Source organism: Streptomyces sp. NPDC050560, assembly GCF_044457285.1.
In the GTDB taxonomy this organism is placed as follows: domain Bacteria; phylum Actinomycetota; class Actinomycetes; order Streptomycetales; family Streptomycetaceae; genus Streptomyces.
Genome location: NZ_JBITGT010000009.1, coordinates 132,526 through 157,577 on the forward strand (window position 1 = coordinate 132,526; position 25,052 = coordinate 157,577).

Annotated in this window: 25 protein-coding genes and 1 riboswitch; of the genes, 6 read left to right on the forward strand and 19 right to left on the reverse strand. The window is 73.1% G+C overall.

What is annotated here, in order from left to right:
• Nucleotides 1-65: 65 nt before the first annotated feature.
• From ACIBIW_RS21845 to ACIBIW_RS21860, 4 genes are read right to left on the reverse strand one after another with little or no spacing between them, the layout of a single operon-like run.
• A complete protein-coding gene (locus ACIBIW_RS21845; RefSeq protein ID WP_399338604.1) occupies nucleotides 66-1,688 on the reverse strand; it encodes an ABC transporter ATP-binding protein in 1,623 nt (540 codons plus the stop codon).
• Nucleotides 1,685-2,527: an ABC transporter permease gene (locus ACIBIW_RS21850; RefSeq protein ID WP_399338605.1), complete on the reverse strand. Its 843-nt coding sequence runs from the start codon at nucleotides 2,525-2,527 to the stop codon at nucleotides 1,685-1,687. The genes ACIBIW_RS21845 and ACIBIW_RS21850 overlap by 4 nt, the downstream gene beginning before the upstream one ends.
• A complete protein-coding gene (locus ACIBIW_RS21855; protein ID WP_399338606.1) occupies nucleotides 2,524-3,471 on the reverse strand; it encodes an ABC transporter permease in 948 nt (315 codons plus the stop codon). The genes ACIBIW_RS21850 and ACIBIW_RS21855 overlap by 4 nt, the downstream gene beginning before the upstream one ends.
• A 1-nt stretch (nucleotide 3,472) precedes the next feature.
• Entirely contained in the window at nucleotides 3,473-5,035 is a 1,563-nt protein-coding gene (locus ACIBIW_RS21860; RefSeq protein WP_399338608.1) for an ABC transporter substrate-binding protein, read from the reverse strand.
• 51 nt (nucleotides 5,036-5,086) lie between these two features.
• Nucleotides 5,087-5,216, reverse strand: a riboswitch (cobalamin riboswitch).
• 273 nt (nucleotides 5,217-5,489) lie between these two features.
• On the opposite strand from ACIBIW_RS21860, the gene ACIBIW_RS21865 reads away from it, so the two are divergent.
• Together ACIBIW_RS21865 and ACIBIW_RS21870 are read left to right on the forward strand one after the other, a co-directional pair.
• Nucleotides 5,490-6,674, forward strand: coding sequence for an exo-alpha-sialidase (locus tag ACIBIW_RS21865; RefSeq protein WP_399338609.1), 1,185 nt, complete (start codon nucleotides 5,490-5,492; stop codon nucleotides 6,672-6,674).
• Nucleotides 6,675-6,864: 190 nt separating this feature from the next.
• Nucleotides 6,865-7,935, forward strand: a complete 1,071-nt coding sequence (locus ACIBIW_RS21870; RefSeq protein WP_399338880.1) for a glycoside hydrolase family 43 protein — start codon at nucleotides 6,865-6,867, stop codon at nucleotides 7,933-7,935.
• A gap of 61 nt (nucleotides 7,936-7,996) precedes the next feature.
• Here ACIBIW_RS21870 and ACIBIW_RS21875 read toward each other — a convergent pair whose 3' ends face one another.
• From ACIBIW_RS21875 to ACIBIW_RS21900, 6 genes are read right to left on the reverse strand one after another with little or no spacing between them, the layout of a single operon-like run.
• Nucleotides 7,997-8,794, reverse strand: coding sequence for an N-acyl homoserine lactonase family protein (locus tag ACIBIW_RS21875; protein ID WP_399338610.1), 798 nt, complete (start codon nucleotides 8,792-8,794; stop codon nucleotides 7,997-7,999).
• On the reverse strand, nucleotides 8,791-9,825 hold the full coding sequence (gene dmpG / locus ACIBIW_RS21880; protein ID WP_399338612.1) for a 4-hydroxy-2-oxovalerate aldolase: 1,035 nt from the start codon (nucleotides 9,823-9,825) through the stop codon (nucleotides 8,791-8,793). The genes ACIBIW_RS21875 and dmpG overlap by 4 nt, the downstream gene beginning before the upstream one ends.
• A gap of 1 nt (nucleotide 9,826) precedes the next feature.
• Nucleotides 9,827-10,783 carry an acetaldehyde dehydrogenase (acetylating) gene (locus tag ACIBIW_RS21885; RefSeq protein ID WP_399338614.1) on the reverse strand — a complete coding sequence of 319 codons (957 nt, stop codon included), beginning with the start codon at nucleotides 10,781-10,783 and terminating at the stop codon, nucleotides 9,827-9,829.
• Nucleotides 10,784-10,825: 42 nt separating this feature from the next.
• Complete coding sequence (locus ACIBIW_RS21890; RefSeq protein WP_399338616.1) at nucleotides 10,826-11,575, reverse strand: SDR family oxidoreductase; 750 nt, start codon at nucleotides 11,573-11,575, stop codon at nucleotides 10,826-10,828.
• A complete protein-coding gene (locus tag ACIBIW_RS21895; protein WP_399338618.1) occupies nucleotides 11,562-13,301 on the reverse strand; it encodes an IlvD/Edd family dehydratase in 1,740 nt (579 codons plus the stop codon). Before ACIBIW_RS21895 ends, ACIBIW_RS21890 begins: the two co-directional genes overlap by 14 nt.
• Nucleotides 13,301-14,095, reverse strand: coding sequence for an IclR family transcriptional regulator (locus tag ACIBIW_RS21900; RefSeq protein ID WP_399338619.1), 795 nt, complete (start codon nucleotides 14,093-14,095; stop codon nucleotides 13,301-13,303). Before ACIBIW_RS21900 ends, ACIBIW_RS21895 begins: the two co-directional genes overlap by 1 nt.
• Nucleotides 14,096-14,587: 492 nt before the next feature.
• Between ACIBIW_RS21900 and ACIBIW_RS21905 the strand changes: the two genes are divergently transcribed.
• Both ACIBIW_RS21905 and ACIBIW_RS21910 read left to right on the forward strand, forming a co-directional pair.
• Nucleotides 14,588-15,691, forward strand: a complete 1,104-nt coding sequence (locus ACIBIW_RS21905; protein ID WP_399338620.1) for an isocitrate/isopropylmalate dehydrogenase family protein — start codon at nucleotides 14,588-14,590, stop codon at nucleotides 15,689-15,691.
• A 48-nt stretch (nucleotides 15,692-15,739) separates the two neighbouring features.
• Nucleotides 15,740-16,486 carry an SDR family NAD(P)-dependent oxidoreductase gene (locus ACIBIW_RS21910; protein WP_399338621.1) on the forward strand — a complete coding sequence of 249 codons (747 nt, stop codon included), beginning with the start codon at nucleotides 15,740-15,742 and terminating at the stop codon, nucleotides 16,484-16,486.
• Between the two features lie 35 nt (nucleotides 16,487-16,521).
• Here ACIBIW_RS21910 and ACIBIW_RS21915 read toward each other — a convergent pair whose 3' ends face one another.
• On the reverse strand, nucleotides 16,522-17,304 hold the full coding sequence (locus tag ACIBIW_RS21915; RefSeq protein WP_399338622.1) for a hydroxypyruvate isomerase family protein: 783 nt from the start codon (nucleotides 17,302-17,304) through the stop codon (nucleotides 16,522-16,524).
• A gap of 194 nt (nucleotides 17,305-17,498) precedes the next feature.
• Between ACIBIW_RS21915 and ACIBIW_RS21920 the strand changes: the two genes are divergently transcribed.
• Together ACIBIW_RS21920 and ACIBIW_RS21925 are read left to right on the forward strand one after the other, a co-directional pair.
• Nucleotides 17,499-18,848: a bile acid:sodium symporter family protein gene (locus tag ACIBIW_RS21920; protein WP_399338623.1), complete on the forward strand. Its 1,350-nt coding sequence runs from the start codon at nucleotides 17,499-17,501 to the stop codon at nucleotides 18,846-18,848.
• 119 nt (nucleotides 18,849-18,967) lie between these two features.
• Complete coding sequence (locus ACIBIW_RS21925) at nucleotides 18,968-20,098, forward strand: alkene reductase (RefSeq protein WP_399338624.1); 1,131 nt, start codon at nucleotides 18,968-18,970, stop codon at nucleotides 20,096-20,098.
• 259 nt (nucleotides 20,099-20,357) lie between these two features.
• Here the strand turns inward: ACIBIW_RS21925 and ACIBIW_RS21930 are convergent, their stop codons facing one another.
• From ACIBIW_RS21930 to ACIBIW_RS21965, 8 genes are all read right to left on the reverse strand, one after another.
• Nucleotides 20,358-21,242: an SDR family oxidoreductase gene (locus ACIBIW_RS21930; RefSeq protein ID WP_399338625.1), complete on the reverse strand. Its 885-nt coding sequence runs from the start codon at nucleotides 21,240-21,242 to the stop codon at nucleotides 20,358-20,360.
• Nucleotides 21,243-21,304: 62 nt separating this feature from the next.
• Nucleotides 21,305-21,607: a gas vesicle protein K gene (locus tag ACIBIW_RS21935; protein ID WP_399338626.1), complete on the reverse strand. Its 303-nt coding sequence runs from the start codon at nucleotides 21,605-21,607 to the stop codon at nucleotides 21,305-21,307.
• A complete protein-coding gene (locus ACIBIW_RS21940; protein ID WP_399338627.1) occupies nucleotides 21,604-21,843 on the reverse strand; it encodes a gas vesicle protein in 240 nt (79 codons plus the stop codon). Before ACIBIW_RS21940 ends, ACIBIW_RS21935 begins: the two co-directional genes overlap by 4 nt.
• A complete protein-coding gene (locus ACIBIW_RS21945; RefSeq protein WP_399338628.1) occupies nucleotides 21,830-22,666 on the reverse strand; it encodes a GvpL/GvpF family gas vesicle protein in 837 nt (278 codons plus the stop codon). Before ACIBIW_RS21945 ends, ACIBIW_RS21940 begins: the two co-directional genes overlap by 14 nt.
• Nucleotides 22,663-23,052, reverse strand: coding sequence for a gas vesicle protein (locus ACIBIW_RS21950; RefSeq protein WP_399338629.1), 390 nt, complete (start codon nucleotides 23,050-23,052; stop codon nucleotides 22,663-22,665). Before ACIBIW_RS21950 ends, ACIBIW_RS21945 begins: the two co-directional genes overlap by 4 nt.
• Nucleotides 23,049-24,101 carry an SRPBCC family protein gene (locus tag ACIBIW_RS21955; protein ID WP_399338630.1) on the reverse strand — a complete coding sequence of 351 codons (1,053 nt, stop codon included), beginning with the start codon at nucleotides 24,099-24,101 and terminating at the stop codon, nucleotides 23,049-23,051. Before ACIBIW_RS21955 ends, ACIBIW_RS21950 begins: the two co-directional genes overlap by 4 nt.
• Nucleotides 24,094-24,705, reverse strand: a complete 612-nt coding sequence (locus ACIBIW_RS21960; protein ID WP_399338631.1) for a hypothetical protein — start codon at nucleotides 24,703-24,705, stop codon at nucleotides 24,094-24,096. Before ACIBIW_RS21960 ends, ACIBIW_RS21955 begins: the two co-directional genes overlap by 8 nt.
• Nucleotides 24,689-25,051 carry a gas vesicle protein GvpG gene (locus tag ACIBIW_RS21965; protein WP_399338632.1) on the reverse strand — a complete coding sequence of 121 codons (363 nt, stop codon included), beginning with the start codon at nucleotides 25,049-25,051 and terminating at the stop codon, nucleotides 24,689-24,691. The genes ACIBIW_RS21960 and ACIBIW_RS21965 overlap by 17 nt, the downstream gene beginning before the upstream one ends.
• Between the last annotated feature and the right edge of the window lies 1 nt (nucleotide 25,052).

Sequence of the window (25,052 nt, forward strand, 5' to 3'; positions counted from 1 at the left end):
GTCTCCGCCCGCCGCAATACTCGTTTACGAGTACTCGTGTACGAGCATAGCGCATGCGGTGGCGCTCACTCGGGGGCCGGGCGCCAGGCGGTGGGCAGGACGTCGTCGAGCGGACCGCGGCGCACCGGGCGGCCGCCTTCGAGGAACAGGGCCTCCTCGGTGAGGGCGCGGACCGCCGGCAGGTCGTGGCTGATGAACAGCAGGGCCGTGCGCCCGGGTGCGAGCAGCCGCGGCAGGGCGTCGAGCATCCGGGCCCTGGAGACGGTGTCGAGGGCCGACGTCACCTCGTCGCACACCAGGAGCGCCGGGTGCGCGGTGAGCGCCCGTACCAGGGCGCAGCGCTGGAGCTGGCCGCCGGAGAGTGTGCCGGCGGTGCGGTGCAGCAGCTCCTCGTCGAGCCCGAGGGCGGCGGCCGCCGCGATCGCCCCCGCGGCCGAGGCGTCTGGGGACAGGCCGCGCAACAGTCTTGCGGTGTCAGCGAGTTGGTCGAGCAGGGGGCGATGGCGTTCGAAGGTCCCCGCGCTGCTCTGGTGCACGTACTGGACGGCGCGGCGCTGGGCGGGGGTGCGGCGGCCGACGCGGTGCGGCAGCGGTCGGCCGTCGAGGTGTGTCCCGCCCCCGGTCGGGGTGGTGAGCCCGGCCAGCACGCGCGCGAACGTCGTCTTGCCCGAGCCTGAGGGGCCGAGCAGGGCGGTCCTGCTGCCGGGCGGGAAGGCGGCCGACACCGGCACCGGGAGCGGGTCACCCGCGCGTCGGCGCACGACGATGCCCCGGGCCGCCACCCCGGTTCCCGACGCGTCGGGGGCGGCGGTGTGCGGGGCGGGGTCGCCGGTGCCGGGTACGGGACCGGTGGCGGGGCCACTGACGAGGCCGGTGCGCGTCGGGGCCCGGTGTTCCGCGGCCAGCAGTTCCCGGGTCGCGCGGTGGCGGTCCGCCGCGGTGTCCTTGCGGGGCGGTCCTGGGCCTAGCAGGTGCCCGGTGGGCCCGTGGTCCACGGCCCTGCCGTGTTCGAGCACGGTGACACGGTCGGCGGTGGCGCGGACCAGGGGCAGGTCGTGGCTGAGCAGCAGTACGCTCGCGCCGCCGTCCGCGAGGGCCCGCACGGTGCGGCCGAGGGCGTGGGCGAGCGCCGGGTCGAGGCCGCTCGTCGGCTCGTCCAGCACCAGCAGGCGCGCCCCCGTCACCAGCGCAGACGCCAGCGCGAGGCGCTGCTGCTGGCCGCCGGAGAGCTGGTGGGGGAAGCGGCGGCGCACGGTGTCCGGGTCGAGGCCCGCCAGGGGCAGCGCACGCGCCGCGGCGGCGTGCCGCGCGGTGCGCGCCGCCCCTCCGAGGGCCGCGAGTTCCGCGAGCGCGCCGCCGATCCTGCGGACGGGGTCGAGCACGGTCTCCGGGTGCTGGGGCAGATGTGCGGCCCGGCCGCGGCGCAGCGCGGCCCGCTCGGCGGGGGCGGCCCGCAGCAGGTCGGTGCCGTCGAGGAGCACCTGTCCGCTCAGCCGTACGCCCCGGGCGGCGGCGCCGAGCGCGGCCAGGCCCAGGGTCGTCTTGCCGCTTCCCGAGGGGCCGACGACGGCCGTCACGGTGCCGGGCGGCGCGGTGAGCCCGACCCCGTCGAGCAGGGGCCGCGCGGCCCCCTCGGCGTGTGCGCGGAGCCCCGTCAGACGCAGCGCCGGGACGCCTGGCCCGGTCACGGCGCCGTCCGGCGTCGGGCGAGCGCCCGGTCGACGAGCAGGTTGCCGCCGACGCAGAGGGAGGTCAGCAGCCCGGCGGGCACCAGCACCACGGCGGGCTGGGTGAACAGGGCGTCACGGTTGCGTTCGATGAGCACCGCCCAGTCGGGCGAGGAGGCGGGCAGCCCGAGGCCGAGGAAGTTGGCGGACGCGAGCAGGTACAGCACGACGGGCAGCCGCCCGCCCGCGTCGGTGGCCAGCGGCGCCGCCAACTCCCGCGCCAGGTGCCGCAGATGGACGTACGCCCAGCCGTGTCCCTGCATCCGCAGGGCCTCGACGACGGTACGGGAGCCGGGCGCGAGCGCGGCGGCGCGCACCAGGCGGGCGACGGCGGGGACCTGGAGCACACCGGCGACCGCGACCAGCCACAGCCGGTCGCGGTGTCCCGTGGCGGCCAGGGTCATCAGGACCAGCAGGCCGGGGAAGGCGAGGAAGAGGTCGAGGGTGCGCATGACGGCCTCGTCGACACCGTGCCGCGCGCCCGCGGCGAGCAGCCCCAGCGGAACCCCGGCGGCGAGGCCGACCGCGAGCGCGGCCAGGGCGCTGCCGACCACGGAGGCGCCGCCGTGCAGCACGAGCGCGAGCACGTCGCGCCCCAGCACGTCCGTGCCGAGCGGGTGGCCGCCCCCGGGCGGCCTTGAGGGCAGCGCGCCCTCCCCCGGCCCGTCGTCCCCCGCCGTCCACGGCCCGGCCAGGGCGGTGAGCAGCGGCACGCCGAGCAGCACCAGGGCGGCCCAGGGGCGCCACCGCCGTGCGGTGGCGGCGGTGCTGGCGGGCGTGGCGGTACGTCGCGGGGTCACGCGGCCGGCTCCCTGCGGGGTGCCAGGCGGTGCGCGACGAGGTCGCCCGCGAGGTTCACGGCGATCGCGGTGCCGGTGAACAGCAGCGCGTACGCCTGCACTTCGGGCAGGTCCCGGTTCTGCACGGCGGTGACGAAGCCGTCGCCGAGGCCGCGGAACCCGAACACCGCCTCCACCAGGACGGCGCCGCCGAGCAGCCCCTCCACACACCGCGCGTACTGCTGCGCCGCCGGTCCGAGGGCGTTCGGCAGCACATGGCGCAGTACCACCGTCCGCCGCCGCATGCCGAGGAGTTCGAGGTGCGCGGCGACGGGACCGTGCCGCTCCGCCGCCACCCCGGCGCGTATCTGCCGTGCCAGATCGCACATATGACGGGCCGTCAGCACGGTGACGGGCAGTACGAGCACGGACGGGCGGGCGAGCAGCGCGGCGGTGTCCATGCCGACGGCGGTGGCGGGGAGCAGCCCGGCGGCCAGTGACACGGAGGCGACGAGCAGCAGTCCGAGGACGAACTCCGGTACGGCGTGCAGCACCACGGCCGCCGTGGTCAGCAGCCGGTCGGCGCGGCTGCCCTCGCGCAGGCCCGCGGCGGTGCCGAGCAGCGGGGCGAGCACGGTGACGAGCAGCAGCGCGGGGGCGCCGAGGAGCAGGGTCACGCCGACGCGGCGGCCGATGTCGTCGGCGACGGGCAGCCCGGTGGTGAGGGAGGTGCCGGGGTCGCCGGTGAGCAGGTGCCCGAGCCAGTGCCAGAAGCGGGGCCATGCGGGCCGGTCGAGGCCCAGCCGGGTGCGCAGCGCGCTGACCTGCTGCGGTGTGCCCAGTTCGCCGCGGAGCACGTCGGCGGTGTCGCCGGGCAGCAGTGAGCCGACGGCGAACACCGCGACGAGCACGACCAGGCACTGGACGAGGGCGAGCAGGCAGCGCCGCAGGACGTAGCGGCGCACGTCAGGAGAGGCGGGCGCGGTCGAAGCGGGCCCAGGCGTGTGAGTTCGGGGGTGCCGCGCGCAGCCCCGTCACACCGCTCGCGACGGCGTCGGTGGCGTCGGAGAAGGCCCACACCAGCAGGCCCGACTCGTCGCGTGCGAGCTTCTGGGCGCGGCCGAGCAGGGCGAGGCGGTCCTTCTCGTCGCGTGCGGTACGGGCCCGGTCGAGCAGGGTGTCGAACTCCTTGGAGGCGTACTGGGTCTGGTTGCGGGCGGCGCCGCCACGGACGCGCTGCTGGAGGAAGTCGGAGACGGGCAGGGTGGAGGTGGTGTTGAAGGCGGCGACGCCCTGGGTCCTGATCTCGCTGAAGTAGGTGCTGGAGGCGCGGGTGTTGACGGTCATCCGCAGCCCCACGTCCCGCAGTTGACGGGCCATCAGGTCGGCCGCGGGCTCCCAGGCGGCGTCGACGGAGCTGGTCTCCACGGTGAAGTGCAGCCCCTCGGCGCCCGCCTCGCGCACCAGCCTGCGTGCCTCGTCGACGTCGCGCTCGCGCGGTGGCAGGCCCTCGGGGTAGCCGCGCAGGCCCCTTCCGAAGAGGTCGTCGCCGGTCTCGCCGTGGCCGGCGAGCGCGATCCTCACCAGTGCGGCACGGTCGATGCCGCACTGCACGGCGCGCACGAGGCGGTGGTCGTCGAAGGGGGTGCGGCCGGTGCGCAGCAGGAGCTGCTGGGCGGTGGCGCGCCTGCTGGTGAGCAGCCGGGTGGCCCGGTTGCCCTTCAGCCGCTCCACGGAGGCTCCGGCCATGTCGGCGGCGTAGTGGACCTGCCCGGAGAGCAGGGCGTCGAGGCGGGCGGACTCCTCGTCGGCGGGGACGATCTCCAGCTCGGCGATGTGCGGGGCGCCGTCCCAGTGGTCGGCCCAGCGCCGGTAGCGGGCGGTGCCGCCCGGGGTGAACGACACGTAGGTGAAGGGGCCGGAGCCGACCGGTTTCCTGAAGTCCGTGGTCCCGTCCGGGACGATCTCGGTGCCGGGGCCCGCGAAGACGGTGGGGAACTCGAAGTTGGGCGCCTTCAGCCGCAGCACCAGGGACCGGGCGCCGTCGGCCCTGCTGGCCTCGTAGTCGATGGCGGAGAGCAGGACCTGTGAGGGCGATCCGGTCTCCGGGTCGGCGGCGCGGCGGTAGCTGTAGAGGACGTCCTTTGCGGTGACGGGGCTGCCGTCGTGGAAGTGCGCCTCGCGCAGGCGTATGCGCCACCGGGTGCCCGAGGCGTCGCTCTCCCAGGAGAGGGCGAGCCGGGGGCGGACGGACATGTCGTCGGCGTAGGTGGCGAGGGTGTCGTAGAGGGCCTTGGCGCGTGCCTGGTCGACGAAGTTCGGTGCGACGTGCGGGTCCAGGGTCTCCTGGGAGCCGCCGGAGGTGAAGGCGGCCCTGAACCGGTCGCCGTCTCCTCCGTCGCGGGTGTCGCCGCCGCAGCCGGCGAGCAGTCCCGACGCGGAGAGCGCCAGGGCTCCCCCCGCGGCAAGTACGCCGCGTCTGCCGGGCTCCGGGCGGCGCGGTGTCCCCTTTCGGGCATGCGTCGTCACGTCGATCCTCTCCGGGGTGTCCTCGCCCCTGCTGTTGGACCGGCGACGGGTCAGTCTCCTGGCTCCCGGCTCTTCGCTCGCCTCCGCCTTCCCGGCCGCGGGCAGCGGTCGGTGGCGTGCGGGAGGGTCGCTCCCCGGTCACAGTGGCGGGACCGCGCCGGATTCGCACCGGCTTCCTGGTCCCCGTCGCCTCGTGCACTCATTGTGGCGCACGGGGCGACGGGCGCGTGACCCCGGCCCGTGGCCGCGCCCGCGCGCCGCGGCGCCGCCGGAAATATCCGCCGCACGCCTCTTCCGTTGACTTTGGTCCGTGTACAACGATGTGAACAAACATCAAGCGACAGAATCGCTCATAACCCTGCGGTCTGCTCCAGCAATGCGAACGCCTCTGCACAGCTCCGGATAGCCGGTGCCGCGACAGGCGGCACCCACCCCCCATGAGTAGGGAGCCGCCATGCATCCGAGACCGTCCGCACCCTCGCCCCTGCGCTCTTTGGGCGCGCTGCTCGCCGCCCTCGCCCTGCTGGCCTTCGGGGCCGTGACGCTGGGCGCGGGGAGCGCGCGGGCCGCCACCGGCACGCCGCTGCGCGACGAGGGCCTGTACCCGCGCGCCGTACGCCTGGAGCACAACGGCGCCGCCGACGGCCGCATCCTGACCTCCGTGGTGACCTTCGACGCAGGTGACGGGGTCGGGACCATCCAGGAGTCCACCGACGACGGCGCCACCTTCACCGAGGTCGGGCAGGTGCGGGCGCCCGACGCCGCCGCCGGCAGGGGCCTGTGCTGCTCGACCCTGTTCGAACTCCCCCAGCAGGTCGGCGACCTGCCGGAGGGCACCCTGCTGTGGTCCGCGTCCATCGGGCAGGACAGCTCGCCCCGCCGGATGGCGGTCGAGGTCTTCAGGAGCAACGACGTGGGCCGCACCTGGCAGTACCTCTCCACGGTGGCCACGGCCGCCAACGACCTCGGCCTGTGGGAGCCCGAGCTGTCGGTGGCCGCCGACGGGCAGCTCGTCGCGCACTACTCCGACGAGACGGACGGGGTGCACAGCCAGAAGCTGGTGGCCGCCAGGTCCGCCGACGGCGTCCAGTGGAGCGGCCACCACGACACCGTCGCCAGCGGCCTCGGCACGGACCGCCCCGGGATGGCGGTGGTCCGCAGGCTGCCGAGCGGCACGTACGTCATGACGTACGAGATCTGCACACCGGGCGGCCAGTACTCCTGCGTGGTGCACTACCGCACGTCGCCGGACGGCTGGGACTGGGGCGACCCCGCCTACCTCGGCATCCGCCCGGAGACCGCCGACGGCCAGTACTTCCGGCACACCCCCACGCTGGCCTGGTCGCCGCTGGCCGGATCGCCCGAGGGGCGGCTGTTCCTCGTCGGGCAGGAGCTGGCGAACGCCGACGGCTCACGCGCCGCGGGCTCCGGGCGCACGGTGTGGGTCAACGACGCCGGGGGCACGGGGGCCTGGCGCGCGGTGAACGCCCCGGTCGCGGTGGACTCGACGGAGCTGGACTTCTGCCCCAACTACAGCTCGGCCCTGCTGCCCTCCACCGACGGCACCTCGCTGTTCGAGATCGCCACCGACTGGGACGGCGACGTCTGCCGCCCCTACTACGCCCACGGCGCCGTATAGCGCGGCCGTCCGCCACACCGCACCGCGGCGCCCGCCCCGCGCGGGCCGGGCGCCGCGGCACCCCGAAGGTCCGCCCCGCGGGGGGCGCCAACGGGAGCCCCGCACCGCCGTATTGACATGTCCAGGACCGAACCGGAAGCTGAAGAAGGTCGTTTGCAACGATGCACAACGCAGGGAGGAAAGGATGACGATGGGAATCCTGCGAAGACGAGCCCGCGGCCTGGCGCTCGCGGCGGCGGCGCTGCTCGCCGCCGTGTTCTCCGTGCTGTCGACCGGGCCCGCGCAGGCCGGCGAGACACCGCTGCGCGCGGCGGACCCGAGCGTCCTGCGGGTCGGCGGCACCTATGTGGGGGTGCAGTCGACGGGCGGCGGGATCGTCGTGCGGCAGGCGTCGTCGCCGGACGGGCTCGCCACGGCGACGGCGCGGCAGGTGTGGTCGGACACGGCGGGGCGCGGCGAGGTGTGGGCCCCCGAGATCGTGACGGACGGCGGCCGCTACTACATCTACTTCTCGTCGGGCACCGGCGCCGCCCACCGGATGTACGTGATCAGCTCCGCGAGCCCGGACAGCGGGTACGGCGCGGAGACCCGGCTCGCGCTGCCCGACGACAAGTGGGCGATCGACGGGACGATGTTCACGTTCAACGGGCAGCGCTGGTTCGTCTGGTCGGGCTGGGCCGGGGACACCAACGTGGAGCAGAACCTCTACATCGCCCGGATGAGCAGCCCCACCACACCCACGGGGGCGCGCTACGTCATCTCTCAGCCGCGGGAGAGCTGGGAGCGCGTGGTGGGCGACCCGTACATCAACGAGGGTCCCGAGGCCATCATGGACCCGAACGGGCAACTGCACATCGTCTACTCCGCCAACGGGAGCTGGAGCGAGCAGTACTGCCTGGGGGACCTGCGGCTGCGCGCGGGCGGCGACCCCACCTACGTATGGGACTGGTACAAGTCCAACGGCTGCCTGTTCGGCTCCAACCAGGCCACGATGATGCCCGGTTGGGACGCCACGCTCTATGCCGACGGTCCCGGCCACCACACCTTCGTGCTGCTCGACGGCGACATCGCGACAAGTCCGCCGGCCGGGCCCACGTTCCCGTTCATGTACCACGCGGTCGCGAAGGGGACGCCGTACTCGTGGGAGAACCGCCACTGGTACACGGGCACGTTCTGCTGGTGGGGCGACACCACCTACAGCCGGGCGAACGTGCCGGGTCCGAACACCGACACCGGGTGGAGCCTGAAGTTCTTCGAGTAGCGCCACGGCGTCCGGCCGGGGCCGGGCGGCGCCGTCCCGTCGGCGGCCCCCGGCCGGGCGCTCAGGCGATGCGCACCACGGTCCCGGCCGCGTCCACCGGGAAGCGTTCGAGCACCCGTGCGTCGTGTCCTGGGACCACCACCGCGTCCCGGCCGCGCCCGCGCAGCCACCGCAGCCCCTCGTACATGTCGGGGAGGCTTGAGGCGATATGGAACGGACGCTCCTTCTCGAACTCCTCGTAGAGGTGGGAGGCGTCGGACGCGAGGAGGACGGGACGGCCCGCCGTCCCGACCTCGACCACGAGCTGCCCCGGGGTGTGTCCCGGCACCTCGTGGAACACGACGCCGGGGATGCCGGGGTCCCGCTCGGGCACCAGGGTGAGCCGGTGCTCGGCCTCCGCCCTGCGGACCGCGTCGACCTCGGCGGCCTCGACCGCGGTGCTGAAGAGGGGCTGGCGGGCCGTCTCCCCCGTCCAGAACCGGTACTCGCGGCCGCCCGCGACGAGTTGGGCGCGCGGGAAGAGGTCCACATTGCCGATGTGGTCGTAGTGGAAGTGCGTCAGCACCACGTGGCCGACCGCGTCCGGGTCCACACCGGCGCGCCGCAGCGCCTCGGGCACCGGGGTCAGCAGCTCCCGGCCGCGGCGCTCGGCCACCTCGGGGCGGAACCCGGTGTCGACGACGACCGTGCGCAGGGCGTTGCGCAGGACCCAGAAGAAGTAGTCGATGCGCAGGGGCTCGTTCTCCTCCCCGTACACCTCGAAGGAGTGGTACGCCTTCCTCTTGTCCGTGTGCCAGGTGCCGTACCGCACGGCGAGCACCTCGTAGGCGTGCGACGCCGGTCCTTCCTGTCCTGTCACGGGGCCGGCTCCCTTTCCTCGGCCTCGGCGGCCTTCCGCATCGTCAGCGCCACGTCGACGATCATGTCCTCCTGGCCGCCGATGAGCTTGCGTTTGCCCACCTCGACGATGAGGTCGCGCATGTCGACGCCGTAGTCGCGGGCCGCGCGCTCGGTGTGCCGCAGGAAGCTGGAGTAGACGCCCGTGTAGCCCAGGGTCAGGGTCTCGCGGTCGACCCGGATCGGCCGGTCCTGGATGGGGCGCACCAGGTCGTCCGCCGCGTCCATGAGGGCGAACAGGTCGCAGCCGTGCTCCCAGTCCTGGAGGTCGGCCACCGCGACGAACGCTTCGAGGGGGGTGTTGCCCGCGCCCGCGCCGTGGCCTGCCAGCGAGGCGTCGACCCGCAGCACCCCCTCCTCGACGGCCGCCACCGAGTTGGCGACGGACAGCGACAGGTTCTCGTGCGCGTGGATGCCGATCTCCGTGCCGGGGTCGAGCACTTCCCGGTAGGCCCGCACCCGGTCGCGCACCCCGTCCATGGTCAGCCGTCCCGCGGAGTCGGTGACGTAGACGCAGTGCGCGCCCGCGCTCTCCATGAGCTTGGCCTGCGCGGCCAGTTCCGCCGGGGTCAGGTAGTGCGACATCATCAGGAACCCGGAGACGTCCATCCCCATGGCGCGGGCCCGCTCGATGTGCTGGGGTGCCACGTCCGCCTCGGTGCAGTGGGTGGCCACCCGTACCGACCTGACGCCGAGTTCGTGGGCGCGCTCCAGGTCCTGGACGGTGCCGATGCCGGGCAGCAGCAGGGTGGTCAGCCTGGCCCGCTTCACCACGGAGGCGACGGCGGCGATCCACTCGTCGTCGGTGTGGCTGGCGGGCCCGTACGTCAAAGTGGAGGCGGCGAGCCCGTCGCCGTGGGCTATCTCGATGCCGTCGACTCCCGCGGCGTCGAGCGCGGCGGCGATCTCGACGAGCCGGTCCATGCCGATACGGTGCCTGATGGCGTGCATGCCGTCGCGGAGTGTGACGTCCTGGATGAAGACCTTGGTCATGTCAGGCCACCTCGCTGCGGGCGGGGGCCGCGGCGCCCGCGGCCAGCCGGTCGGCGACTTCGAGCGCCGCGGACGTCATGATGTCGAGGTTGCCCGCGTAGGCGGGCAAGTAGTGTGCGGCGCCCTCCACTTCGAGGAAGACGGACACCTTCCAGCGCCGCTCCGGCCCGTCGGGGACCAGGGTGCGCAGGGGTTCGTCGGGTTCGATCGCGGTGAACTGCACGTCCTGCTTGAGGCGGTAGCCGGGCACGTACCGTGCGACCTCGGCGACCATCGACTCCACCGACTCGGTGATACGGGCGCGCAGTTCGTCGTCCAGGTTCTCGATCACGCAGAACACGGAGTCGCGCATCAGCATCGGGGGCTCGGCGGGGTTGAGGACGATGACGGCCTTGCCGCGCACCGCGCCGCCGACGACCTCGATGGCCTTGGAGGTGGTCTCGGTGAACTCGTCGACGTTGGCGCGGGTGCCGGGGCCCGCCGACTTCGAGGCGATGGACGCCACGATCTCCGCGTAGAGCACGGGGGTCGTCCTGGACACGGCGTGCACGACGGGGATGGTGGCCTGCCCGCCGCACGTCACCATGTTGATGTTCGGGGCGTTCAGATGCTCGTCGGCGTTGACGACCGGTATCACGTACGGGCCGATCGCGGCCGGGGTCAGGTCGATGAGGCGTTTGCCGTACGGTGCCAGGGCCTCGGCGTTGGCGAGGTGCGCCCTGGCCGAGGTGGCGTCGAAGACGATGTCCGTCTCGTCGAAGTCCGCCATCCCGATCAGCCCCGCCACTCCGCGGTCGGTGGCGGCGACCCCGAGGCGGCGGGCGCGCGCGAGGCCGTCGGAGGCGGGGTCGATGCCCACCAGGGCGGCGGGTTCCAGCTCCGGGTGGCCGCGCAGGCATTTGATGAGGAGGTCGGTTCCGATGTTTCCCGACCCGATGATCGCGACTTTCGTCGTCATGAGGGCTCCTTGTGCGTCGCTGGGGAGGGCGGGGGGACGGCCTCAGCCGCGGCCCATGAACGGCATGTGGGTCGCCATGAGGGTCATGAAGGGCACGCTGACGGTGGGGGGCATCGCCGCGATGAAGGCGATGGTCTCGGCGACATGGGCGACGTCGATGGAGGCTTCCGGTCTCACCGAGCCGTCGGGCTGGAGGGCGCCGGTCTCGTGCACCCGGCTCATGGGGGTGGAGGCGTTGCCGATGTCGAGCTGGCCGACGGCGACGTCGACGTCGCGGCCTTCGAGGGCGAAGGAGCGTGTCAGGCCGGTGAGGGCGGCCTTGCTCGCGGTATAGGCGGCGGCGTGCGGGCGCGGCACCTGGGCGGACACGGAGCCGAGGTTCACTATGCGTCCGCCGCGTGGCCGCCCCGCCGCCATGACGCGCAGGGCGGCGCGCGAGGCCAGGAAGGTGCCGGTGAGGTTGACGTCGAGGATGAGTTTCCACTCGTCGGGCGGGGTGTCGGGGATGGGCCGCTGCACGCCGAAGAGCCCCGCGCAGTTGACGAGGAGGTCCACCCGGCCGCGTTCGCCGTGGACCGCGTCGAAGACGGCGTCCACCTCGTCCGCGTCCGTGACGTCCATCGCGCGTGCCTCGCCCGAGCGTGCCTCGGCCGCGGCCTCGTCGAGCGGGTCCTCGGCCCGTCCGGTGAACACGACGTGGAAGCCGCGCTCCGCCAGCAGTGCCGACGTCCTGCGGCCGATGCCGCTGCCCGCTCCGGTGACGATGGCGACCGGTGGTTCAGTGACCGGCACGGGGTACCTCCGATCCGCGCTTGCCGCGCAGGAAGTCCAGGTCGGCGCCGGTGTCGGCCTGGGTGACGTGGTGCAGGTAGAGCTGTAGGTAGCCGCCGGTCGCCGGGGCCTGCGGTGTGCCGAGCGCCGCGCGGCGCCGGTCGAGTTCCGCGTCGGCGACCTCCAGGTTCAACCGGCGGCCCGGTACGTCGAGTTCGATGACGTCGCCGGTCTCGACGAGGGCGAGGGGGCCGCCCGCGGCCGACTCGGGGACGACGTGCAGGACGACCGTGCCGAACGCCGTGCCGCTCATCCGGGCGTCGGAGATGCGCACCATGTCGGTGACCCCGGCCCGCAGCAGCTTGGCGGGGATGGGCAGGTTCCCCATCTCGGGCATGCCCGGATAGCCCTTGGGGCCCGCGCCCTTGAGGACCAGCACCGAGTCGGCCTCGACGTCGAGTGCGGGGTCGTCGATGCGAGCGCGCAGGTCGTCGATGTCCTCGAAGACCACGGCCCGTCCGCGGTGGGTGAGCAGTTCGGGGGTGGCCGCCGACGGTTTGACGAGGGCGCCGCCCGGGGCCAGGTTGCCCCGCAGGACGGCGATGCCGGCGTCCTCCTGCAACGGGTCCGCCAGGGTGCGGATGACGGGTGAGCCCCAGCCCTTCAGCCCCTCGATGTTCTCGCCGAGGGTGCGTCCTGTGACCGTGAGGGCGTCCCGGTGCAGCAGGTCGCCGAGTTCGCCGGCGACGACGGGCACGCCTCCGGCGTCGAAGAAGTCCTCCATCAGGTACCTGCCCGAGGGGACCAGGTCGACGAGCAGCGGGACTCCCGCGGCGACCCGGTCGAAGTCCTCCAGTGTCAGGTCGACTTCGGCGCGGCCCGCGAGCGCGAGCAGGTGGACCACGGCGTTGGTGGAGCCGCCGATGGCGGCGTTGGTGCGGATGGCGTTCTCGAACGCCTCCCGGGTGACGACCTTCGACATCAGCAGGTTCTCGCGGACGAGTTCGACCGCCCGGAAGCCGGTGTCGTGGGCGAGGGTGCGGCGGCGGGCGTCGACGGCGGGGATGGCGCCGTTGCCGGGCAGCGCCATGCCCATGACCTCGACGAGGGAGGCCATCGTGGAGGCGGTGCCCATAGTGTTGCAACTGCCGTTGGAGCGCCACATGCACGCCTCGGCGCCCACGAAGTCCTCGGGCGTCATCGTCCCCGCGCGCACCTGGTCGTACATCTCGTACGTGCCGGTGCCCGAGGGGAGTTGCCTGCCCTCGCGCCGCCCGGTGAGGGTCGGGCCGCCGGAGAGCATGATGCTGGGCAGGTCGACGCTGGCCGCGCCCATCAGCAGGGCGGGGGTGGTCTTGTCGCAGCCGGCGAGGAGGACAACACCGTCGAGGGGGTTGGCCCGCAGCGCCTCCTCGACGTCCATGCTCGCGAGGTTGCGGTACATCATGGTGGACGGCCGCATCAGGGTCTCGCCGAGCGAGGACACCGGGAACTCCAGGGGCAGCCCCCCGGCCTCGTACACGCCTCGGCTGACGTACTCGGCGAGTTCTCTCAAGTGGGCGTTGCACGGCGCCAGTTGGGACCAGGTGTTGCAGATCCCGATGACGGGCCTGCCGTCGAACATGCGGTCGGGCACGCCCATCGCCTTGATGCCCGAGCGGTGGAAGAAGCCGGTCTTGTCGGTGCCGCCGAACCAGGTGCCCGAGCGGCTTCGTGCGGCACCGCCGTGCGGTGTGTGGCCGTCCATCAGAACATCACCATCGATTCGCTGATCGCGCGCGCGGTCTCGATCACGGCCTGGACGATCTGGTCGCCCGACTTGGCGAAGGTGCTGCGGATGGTCGTCACGGAGACGGCGGCCACGGCGTTGCCGTCCCCGCCGATGACGGGGGCCGCGGCGCAGCACACCTCCTCGACGAGTTCGCCGTCGTCGAGGGCGTAGCCGTCGGCCCTGGCGCGGTCGAGGCGCTGCCGCAGCTCCGCCACGCTGGTCGCGGTGAAGCGGGTGAAGGGGACGGGGCGGACGTCGCGCAGGTACCGGTCGCGCTCGGCCTCCGGGGAGTGCGCGAGGACGGCCTTGCCGAGCGCGGTGGCGTAGGCGGGGACCTCGGAGCCCGGCACCGGCTCGATGCGGAAGAGCTGCTGGGAGGGGATGGTGGCGGCGTACACGATGGAGCCCTGGTGGAGGGTGCCGAGGTTCACCGTCTCGTGGAACGCCTCGGCCAGCTCCGCCAGCCGGGGCCTGGCCAGCTCGATCAGTCCTGTGCGGTCCTTCACGGAGTTGGCGATGGCCACCAGCTTCATGGTCAGGTGGTAGCGGCGGGTCTGCTCGTCCTGCTCCACGTAGCCGGAGCTCATCAGGGTGCTGAGGAGCCGGTCGACGGCGGGCTTTGACAGCGCGAGGTCCCGTGCCAGGTCGGAGACGCCGCCCGTCGGCTGCCTCCCGAGCGCTTCTATGAGGCGCATCGCGTTGGCGACCGAGGTGATCTCACGGTCACTGCGGGCGGATGCCAGCCCGCTGCCGGGCGACTCGGACGGCATGGTTTCCCCTTCATCGACACCAGTGCTTCGCTATACGAGAAGTCGTTTCGCTGGAAAATTAGCTCCGCGCTCCTGACGCCGTCAAGGTCATCAGACCCCGGTCCAGGATCGGGCAACCGGACTGCACCACTCCGGATCAGCGTTTCGCACTGCGAACTTATCACTCACCCTACACAGGAAGAGCGCCGCCCCGGGGAACCCGCCGACACCCGCTCGACAGCGGGTATATCCCCGCTCGCCGCCCTTCGGACGGCCGGACGGCGGCGGAGTCCAGACCTCACAAGCGACTCACGCTGGCGAACCTCAAGTTCGCCATACGATACATTTACCCTCAGCGGTTCACTCACCGGCATTGACTTCCCCAACGCCACGCCTTAGCTTGACTCGCCATACGAACTGCTGTTTCGCTGATCGAGTGGACAGGGTTCGGCACCGGCCCCCAGGGGCCCGGTGGACTCGGAAGTACGGCACATGTGTGCGGAGGGAGATGTGGTGAAGTACGAGATCGCCACGCTGCGCGGCGACGGAATCGGTCCCGAGATCGTCGACGAGGGCGTGAAGGTGCTTCGGGCGGCGGCCGCCGCCGTCCCCGGCCTCGACCTGGAGTTCAACCAGCTCGCGGGCGGCGCGAACCACTACGCGGAGCACGGTGAACTCGCCCCGGAGAGCACCTGGAAGACCATGGAGAGCGCGCACGCGATCCTCCTCGGCTCCATGGGGCACCCCGACATCCGGATGCCGGACGGCACCGAGGCCCAGGGGCACTTCATCGTGAACGCGCGCAAGAAGCTCGGCCTCTACGCCGGGGTGCGCCCGATCAAGCTCTATCCGGGGGCGAGGGGCGTCGACCCCGAGCAGACCCAGGTGGACCTCGTCCTGGTCAGGGAGAGCACGGAGGGGCTGTTCGCCTCCTTCGGCGGCGGCGCCGAGATCCCCGGCGAGGTCTACGCCGACACCATGATCGTCACGCGGAAGGGCACGGAGCGGGTCGCCCGCCACGCCTTCGACCTCGCGCGCACCCGCCCGGGGCGGCCGCTGGACGGCGAGCGCCGGGTGACCTGCGTGGACAAGGCGAACATCTTCCGCTCGCTGGCGTTCTTCCGCGAGGTGTACGACGGGGTCGCCGCCGAGTACCCGGACATCACCGCCGACCACGCCCTGGTCGACTCGTTCGCGATGCTGCTCGTCCAGCATCCGGAGCGCTATGACGTGCTGGTCACCGAGAACATGTTCGGCGACATCCTGTCCGACCTGGCCGCCGCGCTCGTCGGCGGGCTCGGGCTGGCACCGTCCGGGGACATCGGCGACGACCACGCGATGTTCCAGCCCGCCCACGGCTCGGCACCGGACATCGCGGGGCGCGACCTGGCCAACCCGGTGGCCACCATCGTCTCCGGCCGGATGATGCTGGACTGGCTGGCGCGGCGGCACCGGGACGACAGCCTGCACGCCGCGGCCGACCTGGTCGAGCGCGCCGTCGTACGGACCATGGAGTCCGGCGCGCTCACCGCCGACCTCGGGGGCGACCTGAGCTGCTCGCGGTTCGGCGACGAGGTCGCGGCCACCGTACGGCGGCTCGCGGCAGCGGCCGGCTGACGCACCTCACGGCCGCGGTGGCGGCCCGGGAGAGGGATTTCGATGGGTATGCAGGACAGGGTGGTCGTGGTGACCGGCGGCGCGGGCGGCATCGGCCGGGCGTGCGTCGAGGCGGTGGCCGCCGCGGGCGGCGTCCCCGTGGTGGTCGACGCGGCCGAGGGCGGCCCGGGGCAGGACGCGGTGCCGTACCACCGGGCCGACGTCACCGACGCGGAACGGCTCGCCGAGGTGATGGCGGACATCGCCGCCCGGCACGGCCGGATCGACGTCCTCGTGAACAACGCCGCGGTCGTCAGGGCGGGCGGGATCGAGGAGACGACGCTCGACGAGTGGGCCCTGCTCTGGGACGTCAACGTGCTCGGCTATGTGCGGTCGATCAGGGCCGCCCTGCCGTATCTGCGGGCGTCACCCGCGCCCGCCGTCGTCAACATGTCGTCGTTCACCGCGGGCGCGGGCTTCGGACGGCGGGTGGCCTACGCGACGACCAAGGGCGCGATCGAGGCCATGACCAGGGCACTCGCCGCCGACTTCGCCGTCGAGGGGATCACGGTCAACGCCGTACGCCCCGGTACGGTGGACACCGCGCTGCTGGCCTCACTCGCGGCCAGGGCGCCCGACCGGGACGCCGCCCGCGCCACCTACGCCGCCCGGCAGCCCACCGGGCGCATGGTCGGGGCGGCCGAGATCGCGCACACCGTGCTCTTTCTCGCCGACTCGGTCAACCGCTCCACCACCGGGACGGTCATCGCCGTCGACGGGGGCATCACGGGCACCCGCAGCACCCCGATGGACTGACCGGCAGACCGGACAGCCGGGCGCCACCGGCAGGCCTACCGGGCGGGGAAGAACTCCAGAGCGATACGGCCCGTGTAGCCGCGGGCACGCAGCCGGGACAGGTGCCGGGCGAAGTCGATCCGGCCCGTCCCCGGCTCATGGCGGCCCGGGTGGTCGGCGAGCTGGACGTGCACGATCCGGCCGCCGTGGGCGTCGATGTCCGCGTCGATGTCGGAGCCGACCGCCGCCAGGTGGTAGAGGTCGGCCAGCAGGCCGACGGAGCCGGGGACCCCGGTCACCCCGTCGACCTCCTCGATCACGGCGACCGCGTCCGCCGCCGTCACCAGCGGGTAGGACGGCAGCCCGCTGAGGGGTTCGAGCATCGGGACCCCGCCGAGGGGCCGGAGCCGCCGGTGCGCGTGCGCCAGGTTCGCCACCGCGGTGGCGCGCTGGTCCCGCTCCGCCAGACCGGGACGGCGGTCCCCGAAGGGCACGCAGAACAACCGCACACCGAGCCGCAGCGCAAGACGGCGTACAACCTCGACGTGGTCATGGAACTCTGCGGCACGTTCCGGATGGGAGAGGATTCCCCGTTCACCGGCGGCGGGGTCACCGAGGAAGAAATTCAGGGCGACCAGTTCCACACCCGCCGCCTCGATGGAACCGGCAAATTCGTCGATTTCCGTCCCGGACGGCACCGGCCGCTCGAAAGGCCACCAGGATTCCACGGCCCGATAACCGTCACGGGCCGCGGCACCCGGCCGATCGCCCACCGGGAGCGCCGAGTAGAGGGTCGAGAGATTGGCGACCGCCGTGAGCGGATCGAGCACGTCGAGCACGGAGACTCCTCGGACGGAAACGGAACTGCTCGCCAAATCAAAGAGGCGCGCCGGTCACACAATGCCATACGCGTACGGGAAAAGGCAGGGCCTATTCTTCGGCCCTCACCATTCCACTCCCTCCAACCCCATTCCGCCGACACAAACTCCACGGTGAAGTCAGCTTCGCCATTCGAAACACTTACGGAGCCTCAATGAGGAAGCTACGTCTCGCTTGTCTCGGTCTCGCGGCGCTCGGGGCCGTGGTGTTGGTCGTCGGCCTCGCCATGGGGGCACCGTCCGTCTGGCAGCCCGCCCTGGTGGTCACCGGCTTCGGGATCTCCATCGGACTCGGCGCCGTGCCCGCGCTGGCCGGCTACCAGTACACCGGCTGGGTCATCGCCTGCGCCTGTGTCGCGCTGGTCTACCCCCGCGGGTTCACAAGCTGGGGCGGTGTCGAGCTGACCGACAAGCTCCTGATCAACACCATCATCCAACTGGTCATGTTCGGCATGGCGATCCATATGCGGATCACCGACTTCAGGGGGGTGGCGCGCCAGCCCCGCGGGGTGCTCGTGGGCCTGCTCGGCCACTACCTGGTCATGCCGACCATGGCGTTCGTCCTCATCCACATCTTCGACCTGCCGTCCGGGGTGGCGCTGGGCGTCCTGCTGTACGGCAGCGTCTCCAGCGGGCTCGCGTCCAATGTGATGAGCCTGCTCGCCCGTGCCAACCTGGGGCTCGCCGTCACCATCACCGCCATGTCGACCATCCTCGCGCCACTGGCCACCCCGGCCCTGATGAAGCTGTTCGCGGGGCGCATCGTCGAGGTCGGCTTCGTGAGCACCATGTTCGACGTCATCCAGATCACCCTGGTGCCGGTGGGCGCCGCCCTGCTCGTCGACTTCCTGCGCAACGCCACCCCGCGCGGCACCAGGGTCGTCGACTGCACGGCGCTGACCGCCGCGGCCTGGCTCGTGGTCGCCGCGGCCCTCTGGGACCCGCTGACCTCCGGCATCTCCGCCAACGGGACCCGCGCGCTCCAGCAGGTCTGCTATGTGGCAGGCGCCGTCATCCTGGCCCGTGTCTACTACGCAGGGGAGCGGCGGTACGGGGCCGTGGGCCGCGCCATGCCCTATGTGTCCATGTTCGGCATCATGTACTACAACACGGTGGTCACCGCGGCGGCCCGGGACACCGTGCTCGCGGTGGGCGGGGTGCTGCTGCTGATCGGCCTCATCCACAATCTGACGGGCTTCACGTTCGGCTACTGGGGGGCGCGCGCCTCCCGTCTCGACGTGGCCTCGTCGCGCTCTGTCGCCTTCGAGATCGGTATGCAGAACGGCGGCGCGGCCAGCGGTCTCGCCGCCTCCATGGGCATGATCGCCACCGCCGGGGTTCCCGCCGCGGTCTTCAGCCCGCTGGGGAACGTCACCGGCTCCCTCCTGGCCAACTACTGGTCGCGGCGCCCCGTGGAGGAGGGGCAGGAGGAGGAGCGGGACCGTGAGGAGCCCGCGAGCGCCCAGGAGCCGGAACCAGCCGCCCGGGAGAGGGCCGCGGGATGACGCCGCCGGGCGGGCCCGGGTCGCGGGGCCTCGCCCCGGCCGTAGAACCGCCTCTTTAGGCCGTGTCGGCAGGATGCCGGGGACCCCCGACTCCCGGGCAGACGAAGGGCCGATGCCTCGTGAGGACCTTGTTCGACCAAGTGGCACTGGGTGGCCTGTGCCTGTCCAACCGCATGGTGATGGCGCCGATGATCCGCGGCAGGGCCGACGACGACGGTGTGCCGGGACCCGCGGTGGCCACGTACTACGGCCAGCGGGCCTCGGCGGGGCTGATCGTCACGGAGGGCACCTGCCCGAGCCCGACAGGACGCGGCTACCGCTTCATGGCGGGGCTGCACTCCGAGCCCCAGGTCACCGCCTGGCGCGAGGTCACGGACCGGGTGCACTCGGCGGGCGGAAGGATCTTCGCCCAGTTGATGCACGGCGGCCGCATCAGCCACCAGGACCTGCACGGCGGCGCGCTGCCGGTCGCGCCCTCGGCGGTACGGGCGGCGCGGGCGGTGCTGGACTACGAGGGCCGCAGGGAGTTCCCCACGCCACGGGCGCTGGCCACCGGCGAGATCGCCGGCACGGTGGAGGAGTTCGCTGCCGCCGCGCGGTGCGCCGTGCGGGCGGGCTTCGACGGCGTGGAGATCCACGGTGCCAACGGCTATCTGCTGCACCAGTTCCTGGCCGAGAACACCAACCGGCGCACGGACGCGTACGGCGGCACCGTGCCCCGCCGCGTCCGGCTGGTGGTGGAGGTCGCCGAGGCGGTGGCGGCGGCGATCGGCCCGCGGCGGGTCGGGCTGCGCCTCTCCCCCGGCAGCGTCTTCAACGACATCACCGAGGGCGACTCCGCCGCCCTCTACCGGGAGTTGCTCGGCGCCCTGGCCCCCCTGGGCCTGGCCTACGTCCACACCATGGAGAACGGCGGCCGGCCGCTGACCCGGATGCTGCGCGAGCTGTGGCACGGGCCCCTGGTCGTCAGCCCGCGCGGCGGCCAGCTCGTGCATCCGCGTACCGGGGAGCTGGCCCCGCCGGTCGGCCGCGAGGCCGCCGACGAGGTGATCGGCGAGGGCGTCGCCGACCTCGTCGCCTTCGGCCGCAACTTCCTCGCCAACCCGGACCTGCCGCACCGACTGGCCACCGGCGCCCCCCTCAACACACTCGACCCGGCCACCTACTACCCCGGCGGCGCCCCCGGCTACACCGACTACCCGACGCTCGCGGAGGCGGTGGGCCCCGTAGAGGCGTCGGGTTCCGTCTAGGTCGTGTCGTTTGGATCTTCGTGGGTCAGGGTGCGGCGTCAGATGCTGGGGGTACCTCCCACGCCCTTCGGGCTGTGGGGGAGCATCGCAAGGCGGAGGATCGTCCTCGTACTGGGCGTACGTGGACGTTCCGACAACGCGGCGTGGGGGTACCTCCCGGCCGAAGGCTGGGGGAGTGCCGTAGCTGGCGTCGCACCCCCGCGAAGATCCAAACGACACGGCCTAGCCGCCGGGCGGCCGGTGCGGGCCGAAGGGGCGTTCAGCCGGGTCGCGCATGGGTGTCCTCGTGGCCGCCCGTGCCGAGCAGGCCGGTCGGCTCGAAGCGGGTGCGGCGGGCGAGGCGGGGCAGTTCGCGCGCGGAGAGCCGGGTGACCAGCGGGGGCAGGGCGGCCCTGGCGGCCTGGGCGGCGCGCAGCCAGCGGGGCACATAGATCGCGCGGGAGCGCCGCTCCACCGCGGTGGCCAGGCGTGCCGCCACCCACGGCGCCGAGTACACCCCGCGGGCCGGGCGCGGCATGTGGCCGCGCAGTTCGCGCAGGACGGCGTGCCGGTCCAGATCGCGGATCATGTCCGTCTCGATCCAGTTGAGGTACGCGATGCCGACGGCGGTCCCCCGGGGCGCCATTTCCGCCTGCAACGCGTGCGCGAAGGACTCCACGCCCGCCTTCGAGGCGCAGTAGGCGCTCATCAGCGGCGCCGCGCCGATGGAGGCGAGCGAGGCGATCTGCAGGAAGTAGCCGCGCGTGGCGAGGAGGTCGGGCAGGAAGGCGCGGGCGGTGACCGCGCTGCCCACGAGATTCACCTCGACGACCCGGCGCCAGAGGGCGGGGGCGGACTCCTCGAAGGGGCCGCCCTCGGCGACGCCCGCGTTGGCGACGACGACCGCCACCGGCCCGAGCCGGTCGCGTACCGCGTCCGCGGTGCGTGCCATCGCGGCGTCGTCGGTGATGTCGGCCTCCCACCAGGCCGCCGGGCCCGGCAGCGCCGCGGCCCGCGCGGCGAGCGCGTCGGGCCCGTGCCCGACCAGCGCCACGGTCGCACCGCGCCGGGACAGCTCGGCCGCGACGGCCGCGCCGATTCCCCGCGCCGCGCCGGTGACGACGGCGACCCGGCCCGCAAGGACCCCGCGTGTGGCAGCACCCATGCGCTCCACGGTACGCAGCCCACCGCCGCGGCGCCGCCCGGCGAGTACGGGGGGGGCGGGGCTCAGCGGCCGAGGAGGGTGCCCAGGGGGCCGAGGTCGAGGTTGAGGTCGTCGCGGGTGAGGCCGTGCCGCTCGCACAGCTCGTCCATGCACGCGTCGAGCCGCATCAGCGTCGTACCGATCTGCTCCACCTGGGTGTCGTCGAGGTCGTCCTGCTCGCAGCGGCGCAGCGCCTGGCGCTCCATGAGCTGGCGCAGCAGCTCCACCACCGTCAGCACCAGGCCGACCAGGTCGCGGCCGACGTGGTCGGCGTCGAGGTCGAGCCTGCCCTCGGGGGCGGGCCGGGGCACGGGCTCGCCGCTCACAGCGGGCCGCCGTCCGCCCAGGGGGCAGGGACCCGTTCGTTGACGGAGGACAGCAGGGCGTTGAGCGAGAGCCGTACGAGCGGCACCTCGGCGACGGCGATGACCAGGTCGCCGCTGACGACCACCCCGGCCGCGAGCACCCGGTCCAGCAGGTCGACGAGCGGCACCCCGAGCGGTGCGCCGCTCTCCCCGCCCTCCCAGGCGACGGTGTCGCCGACGTGCTCACCGACCGGCATCGGGCGCCTCCTCCTCCACGAACGAGTACGGCACCCACGGCCCCGTGACCCGCATCTCCACCCCCCGGCACGCGTCGCTCCCGCGCAGCCGCTCCACCAGCGCGGCCAGTTCCTCCTGGCGCTCCCTCGGCACCAGATAGGCCGCGTTGAGCAACTGGGCGCCCAGCTCCGGGTGCCGCGACGTGTCATGGGTGCGCAGCCTGCGGCAGGCGACCGCGACGGCGCGCAGCGCGCGGTCCACCGTCTCGGCGGCGCGCACCCCGGCCTCCTGCCGCCGCTCGCGCTCCTGGCGCGCCCCGCGCAGCCGCTCCAGGTAGGCGTGGCCGGGACGCGCCTCCCGGCCGGCGGCCGGGGCCGTCGCGGGTACGGGTCCCGGGGTGCGGAGGGCGTGGAGCTTGACGCCCCACTCGACGCGGTCGGCGATGCGCTCAAGCGCGCCGCGGAAGCGGTCCTCCTCGCCGCCGAGCGCCGCCGCGGCGCGCGCGTCGCCCAGGTAGAGCGTGGCGAGCGGCAGCGGCAGCGTGGGAGCGACCGCGGCCGCCGCCGTGACGACGGCGTGGTGGGCGCGGGCGCACTCTTCGAGTCGGGCGGGGTCGGCCAGCCGCTCCGGTAGCGCCCGCTCCCCGAAGCCGTCCGCGGGAACGTCCTGGACGACCGCCGCGAGGCCCCCGAACGGGAGCAGCCGCAGGTGCCCTCCCCCGGGCTGGCCCGCGGTGGCGGCGAGGGCGGCGGGGTCGCAGCCGCGGCAGACGGCGAACACATAGGTGGCGGTGGGCGCGTCGGTGCCGGGCGCCGGTGTGTGCCGCGGCAGGGTCCTGGTCATCGGGGGTGCGCCTCCTTCACATGGCGCCAGGGCCCCGGCATGCCCCGGTCGCCGTCCGCGCCGCCGTCCCCGGCCGCCTCAAGCTCGGCCAGGCGTCGACGCAGCCGCTGGTTCTCCTCGTCGACGGCCTCCCGGTGGGCGCGGGTGGACAGCGCGGGGTCGGTCTCCCACCAGTCGATCCCGGCCCTCTTCGCGGTCTCCACGGAGGAGACGAACAGCCGGAGCCTGATGGTCAGCAGCTCGATGTCCAGCAGGTCGATCTTGATGTCCCCCGCGATGACGATGCCCTTGTCCAGCACCCGTTCGAGGATGTCGGCGAGGTTCGCGGGCCCCGAGGGGGTGGAGGGGGCGTGGCCGAGGGGACGCTCGGCGAGGTGGTCGCTCACCGCCGTCCCCTCTTCGGGCCACGGACCGCGCCTCCGGAGCGCTCCGCCCCGGCTTCCGCCCCGTCCTCGTCCTGCGCGTCCTCGTCCTCTCCGTCCTCTCCGTCCTCTTCTTCGCCCTCGCCGTCGTCCCGGTCGCCTCGGTCGTCCTCGCCGTCCGGGTCGTCGCCGCGCTCGTCCTCGTACCCGCCCTCCCCGTCCTCGCGTTCCTCCTCGCGCGCCCGCTCCTCCTCGACCGCCTCGTCGTGGCCGCGTACCACCTCGCCGTCGCGGATCTCGCCGCGCCAGCCGTCCACCTCGTCCTCCTGGAGGGTGACGTAGCGCTGGAAGTGCTTCAGGTCCAGGCGCAGGCGCCGTCCCTGGGCGCGCCAGATGTTGCCGGTCTTCTCGACGAAGCCGGACGGGTAGTACTCGACCACCACCGTCACGCGCGTCAGGCACTCGTCGAGGTAGTGGAAGCTGACGACGCCGTTCGTGGTGCCCTTGGAGCCCTCGGAGGTCCAGGCGATCCGCTCGTCGGGAAGCTGCTCGTAAACGGTGGCGTCGTAGCTGCGTGTGGAGGGCCAGACCCGGACCTTCCAGGTGGACTTGGTCTCGTCCTCGTCGTCGCGGCTGACGCTGCTGACGCCGTTCATGAAGCTGCCGAACTCCTCGAACTCCGTGAAGTGGTCGTAGACCCACCGCAGCGGCCTGCCGATGTCGACATGCTCGATGATGTTGATCGCCTTGAGGTCGCCCGCCTTGCCGCCGCTGTCCATGCCGACGGCTCCCTTCACGGCGCCGACCGCCTTGTCGCGCGCGTCCTTCGCCTTGCCCTTGGCGAAGGCCGCGACCGGGTTCTCGCCCTGGGCGCTGCGCTTCAGCGCCTCGCCCACGCCACCGCCGCTCCCGCCGTCGCCCGGCAGCAGCTTGCCGGGGTCGGCGAGGCTGCCGAGCCGGTCGGTGGCCTTGCCGACGACATGCCTGCCGAGCGAACCCAGGTACTCAAGAAGCTCGCTGCGCAGGTCCTCCAGGGGGGACGCGGCCTCCGCCGCCTTCTTCCGCTCAGGCATGGCGGCCGCCCTTGTGTCCGGCGCGCTCGGCGGGCTTCCCGCTCTTGCCGCCCGGGGACTTCTTCCTGCCGTTCCCGCGGTGCGCGGACGAGGGCCGCCGTGAGGCGCCCTTCTCCCTGCGCGCCGCGTGTGCGTCGCGGGGCTCGTCCCCGTCGCCGCCGTCGCCGTCATCGGTGTCGCCACCGCCGTGCCCGTCTCCCCCGTCGTCGGCGCCGTACTCGTCGGCGGCGTCCTCCCGACCGTTCTGGTCGTCCGCGCTGTCCTCGCCGCCCTCGCCGTTACGGCCGTTCTCGCCATTGAGCCGGGCCGAGCGCTGGCGGAGGGAGTCGGTGAACGTGTCGATACGGCGGTCGGCGACCGCCCTGACGGCGCTGCGCGCGGCCGTCACGAGTTCGTCCCTGATCTGTTCCGACAGCTCCTCGAACTGCGGTGTCTCCGCGACCTTCTGCGCGCCCTTGCGGAGCAGTTCCTGGGGGTCGAGGCCGATCCTGCGGCCGGCCAGGAGCGAGCCGAGGACCAGGGCGAGCTTGGCCTTCTTCGTCCGGCCCAGCAGATATCCGCCCGCCACTGCGACGAGCACGGCGGTCTTACAGCTTTCCTTCATCACTTGCCCCTCGGACTCGCTGTTCCTGGTCGTCGTGTCCTTCGTCGGCGCCGCGCGCCGTGTCGGCCGTGGTGGACGCGGTGTACGCGGTGTACGCGGTGTACGCTGCCGCGGCCGTCGGCGTTCCGCGCTCCAGCAGGTCGAGCAGGTGCTCTTCCTCCCGTTCGAAGTCCTCCTCGGAGATCTCCCCCTGCTCGTAGGCGTGGTTGAGCGCCGCGAGCCTGGTCCGCAGCACCGCGGGGTCGCAGGTCTCGCGTTCCGCCACGTCGAGCAGCCGCTCCCCGATCCAGCCCACCCCGCGGACCGGGGCGAGCGGCAGCAGCAACAGGCCGGTGAAGAGCCCCATG

What these genes read in the sequence shown, in the direction of transcription:
- ACIBIW_RS21865 (WP_399338609.1), top strand. Translation starts at nt 5,490, where the DNA reads ATGCATCCGAGACCGTCCGCACCCTCGCCCCTGCGCTCTTTGGGCGCG.
- ACIBIW_RS21870 (WP_399338880.1), top strand. Translation starts at nt 6,865, where the DNA reads ATGGGAATCCTGCGAAGACGAGCCCGCGGCCTGGCGCTCGCGGCGGCG.
- dmpG (WP_399338612.1), bottom strand. Translation starts at nt 9,825, where the DNA reads ATGACCAAGGTCTTCATCCAGGACGTCACACTCCGCGACGGCATGCAC.
- ACIBIW_RS21885 (WP_399338614.1), bottom strand. Translation starts at nt 10,783, where the DNA reads ATGACGACGAAAGTCGCGATCATCGGGTCGGGAAACATCGGAACCGAC.
- ACIBIW_RS21895 (WP_399338618.1), bottom strand. Translation starts at nt 13,301, where the DNA reads ATGGACGGCCACACACCGCACGGCGGTGCCGCACGAAGCCGCTCGGGC.
- ACIBIW_RS21900 (WP_399338619.1), bottom strand. Translation starts at nt 14,095, where the DNA reads ATGCCGTCCGAGTCGCCCGGCAGCGGGCTGGCATCCGCCCGCAGTGAC.
- ACIBIW_RS21910 (WP_399338621.1), top strand. Translation starts at nt 15,740, where the DNA reads ATGCAGGACAGGGTGGTCGTGGTGACCGGCGGCGCGGGCGGCATCGGC.
- ACIBIW_RS21920 (WP_399338623.1), top strand. Translation starts at nt 17,499, where the DNA reads ATGAGGAAGCTACGTCTCGCTTGTCTCGGTCTCGCGGCGCTCGGGGCC.
- ACIBIW_RS21930 (WP_399338625.1), bottom strand. Translation starts at nt 21,242, where the DNA reads ATGGGTGCTGCCACACGCGGGGTCCTTGCGGGCCGGGTCGCCGTCGTC.
- ACIBIW_RS21940 (WP_399338627.1), bottom strand. Translation starts at nt 21,843, where the DNA reads ATGCCGGTCGGTGAGCACGTCGGCGACACCGTCGCCTGGGAGGGCGGG.
- ACIBIW_RS21945 (WP_399338628.1), bottom strand. Translation starts at nt 22,666, where the DNA reads ATGACCAGGACCCTGCCGCGGCACACACCGGCGCCCGGCACCGACGCG.
- ACIBIW_RS21955 (WP_399338630.1), bottom strand. Translation starts at nt 24,101, where the DNA reads ATGCCTGAGCGGAAGAAGGCGGCGGAGGCCGCGTCCCCCCTGGAGGAC.
- ACIBIW_RS21960 (WP_399338631.1), bottom strand. Translation starts at nt 24,705, where the DNA reads ATGAAGGAAAGCTGTAAGACCGCCGTGCTCGTCGCAGTGGCGGGCGGA.
- ACIBIW_RS21965 (WP_399338632.1), bottom strand. Translation starts at nt 25,051, where the DNA reads ATGGGGCTCTTCACCGGCCTGTTGCTGCTGCCGCTCGCCCCGGTCCGC.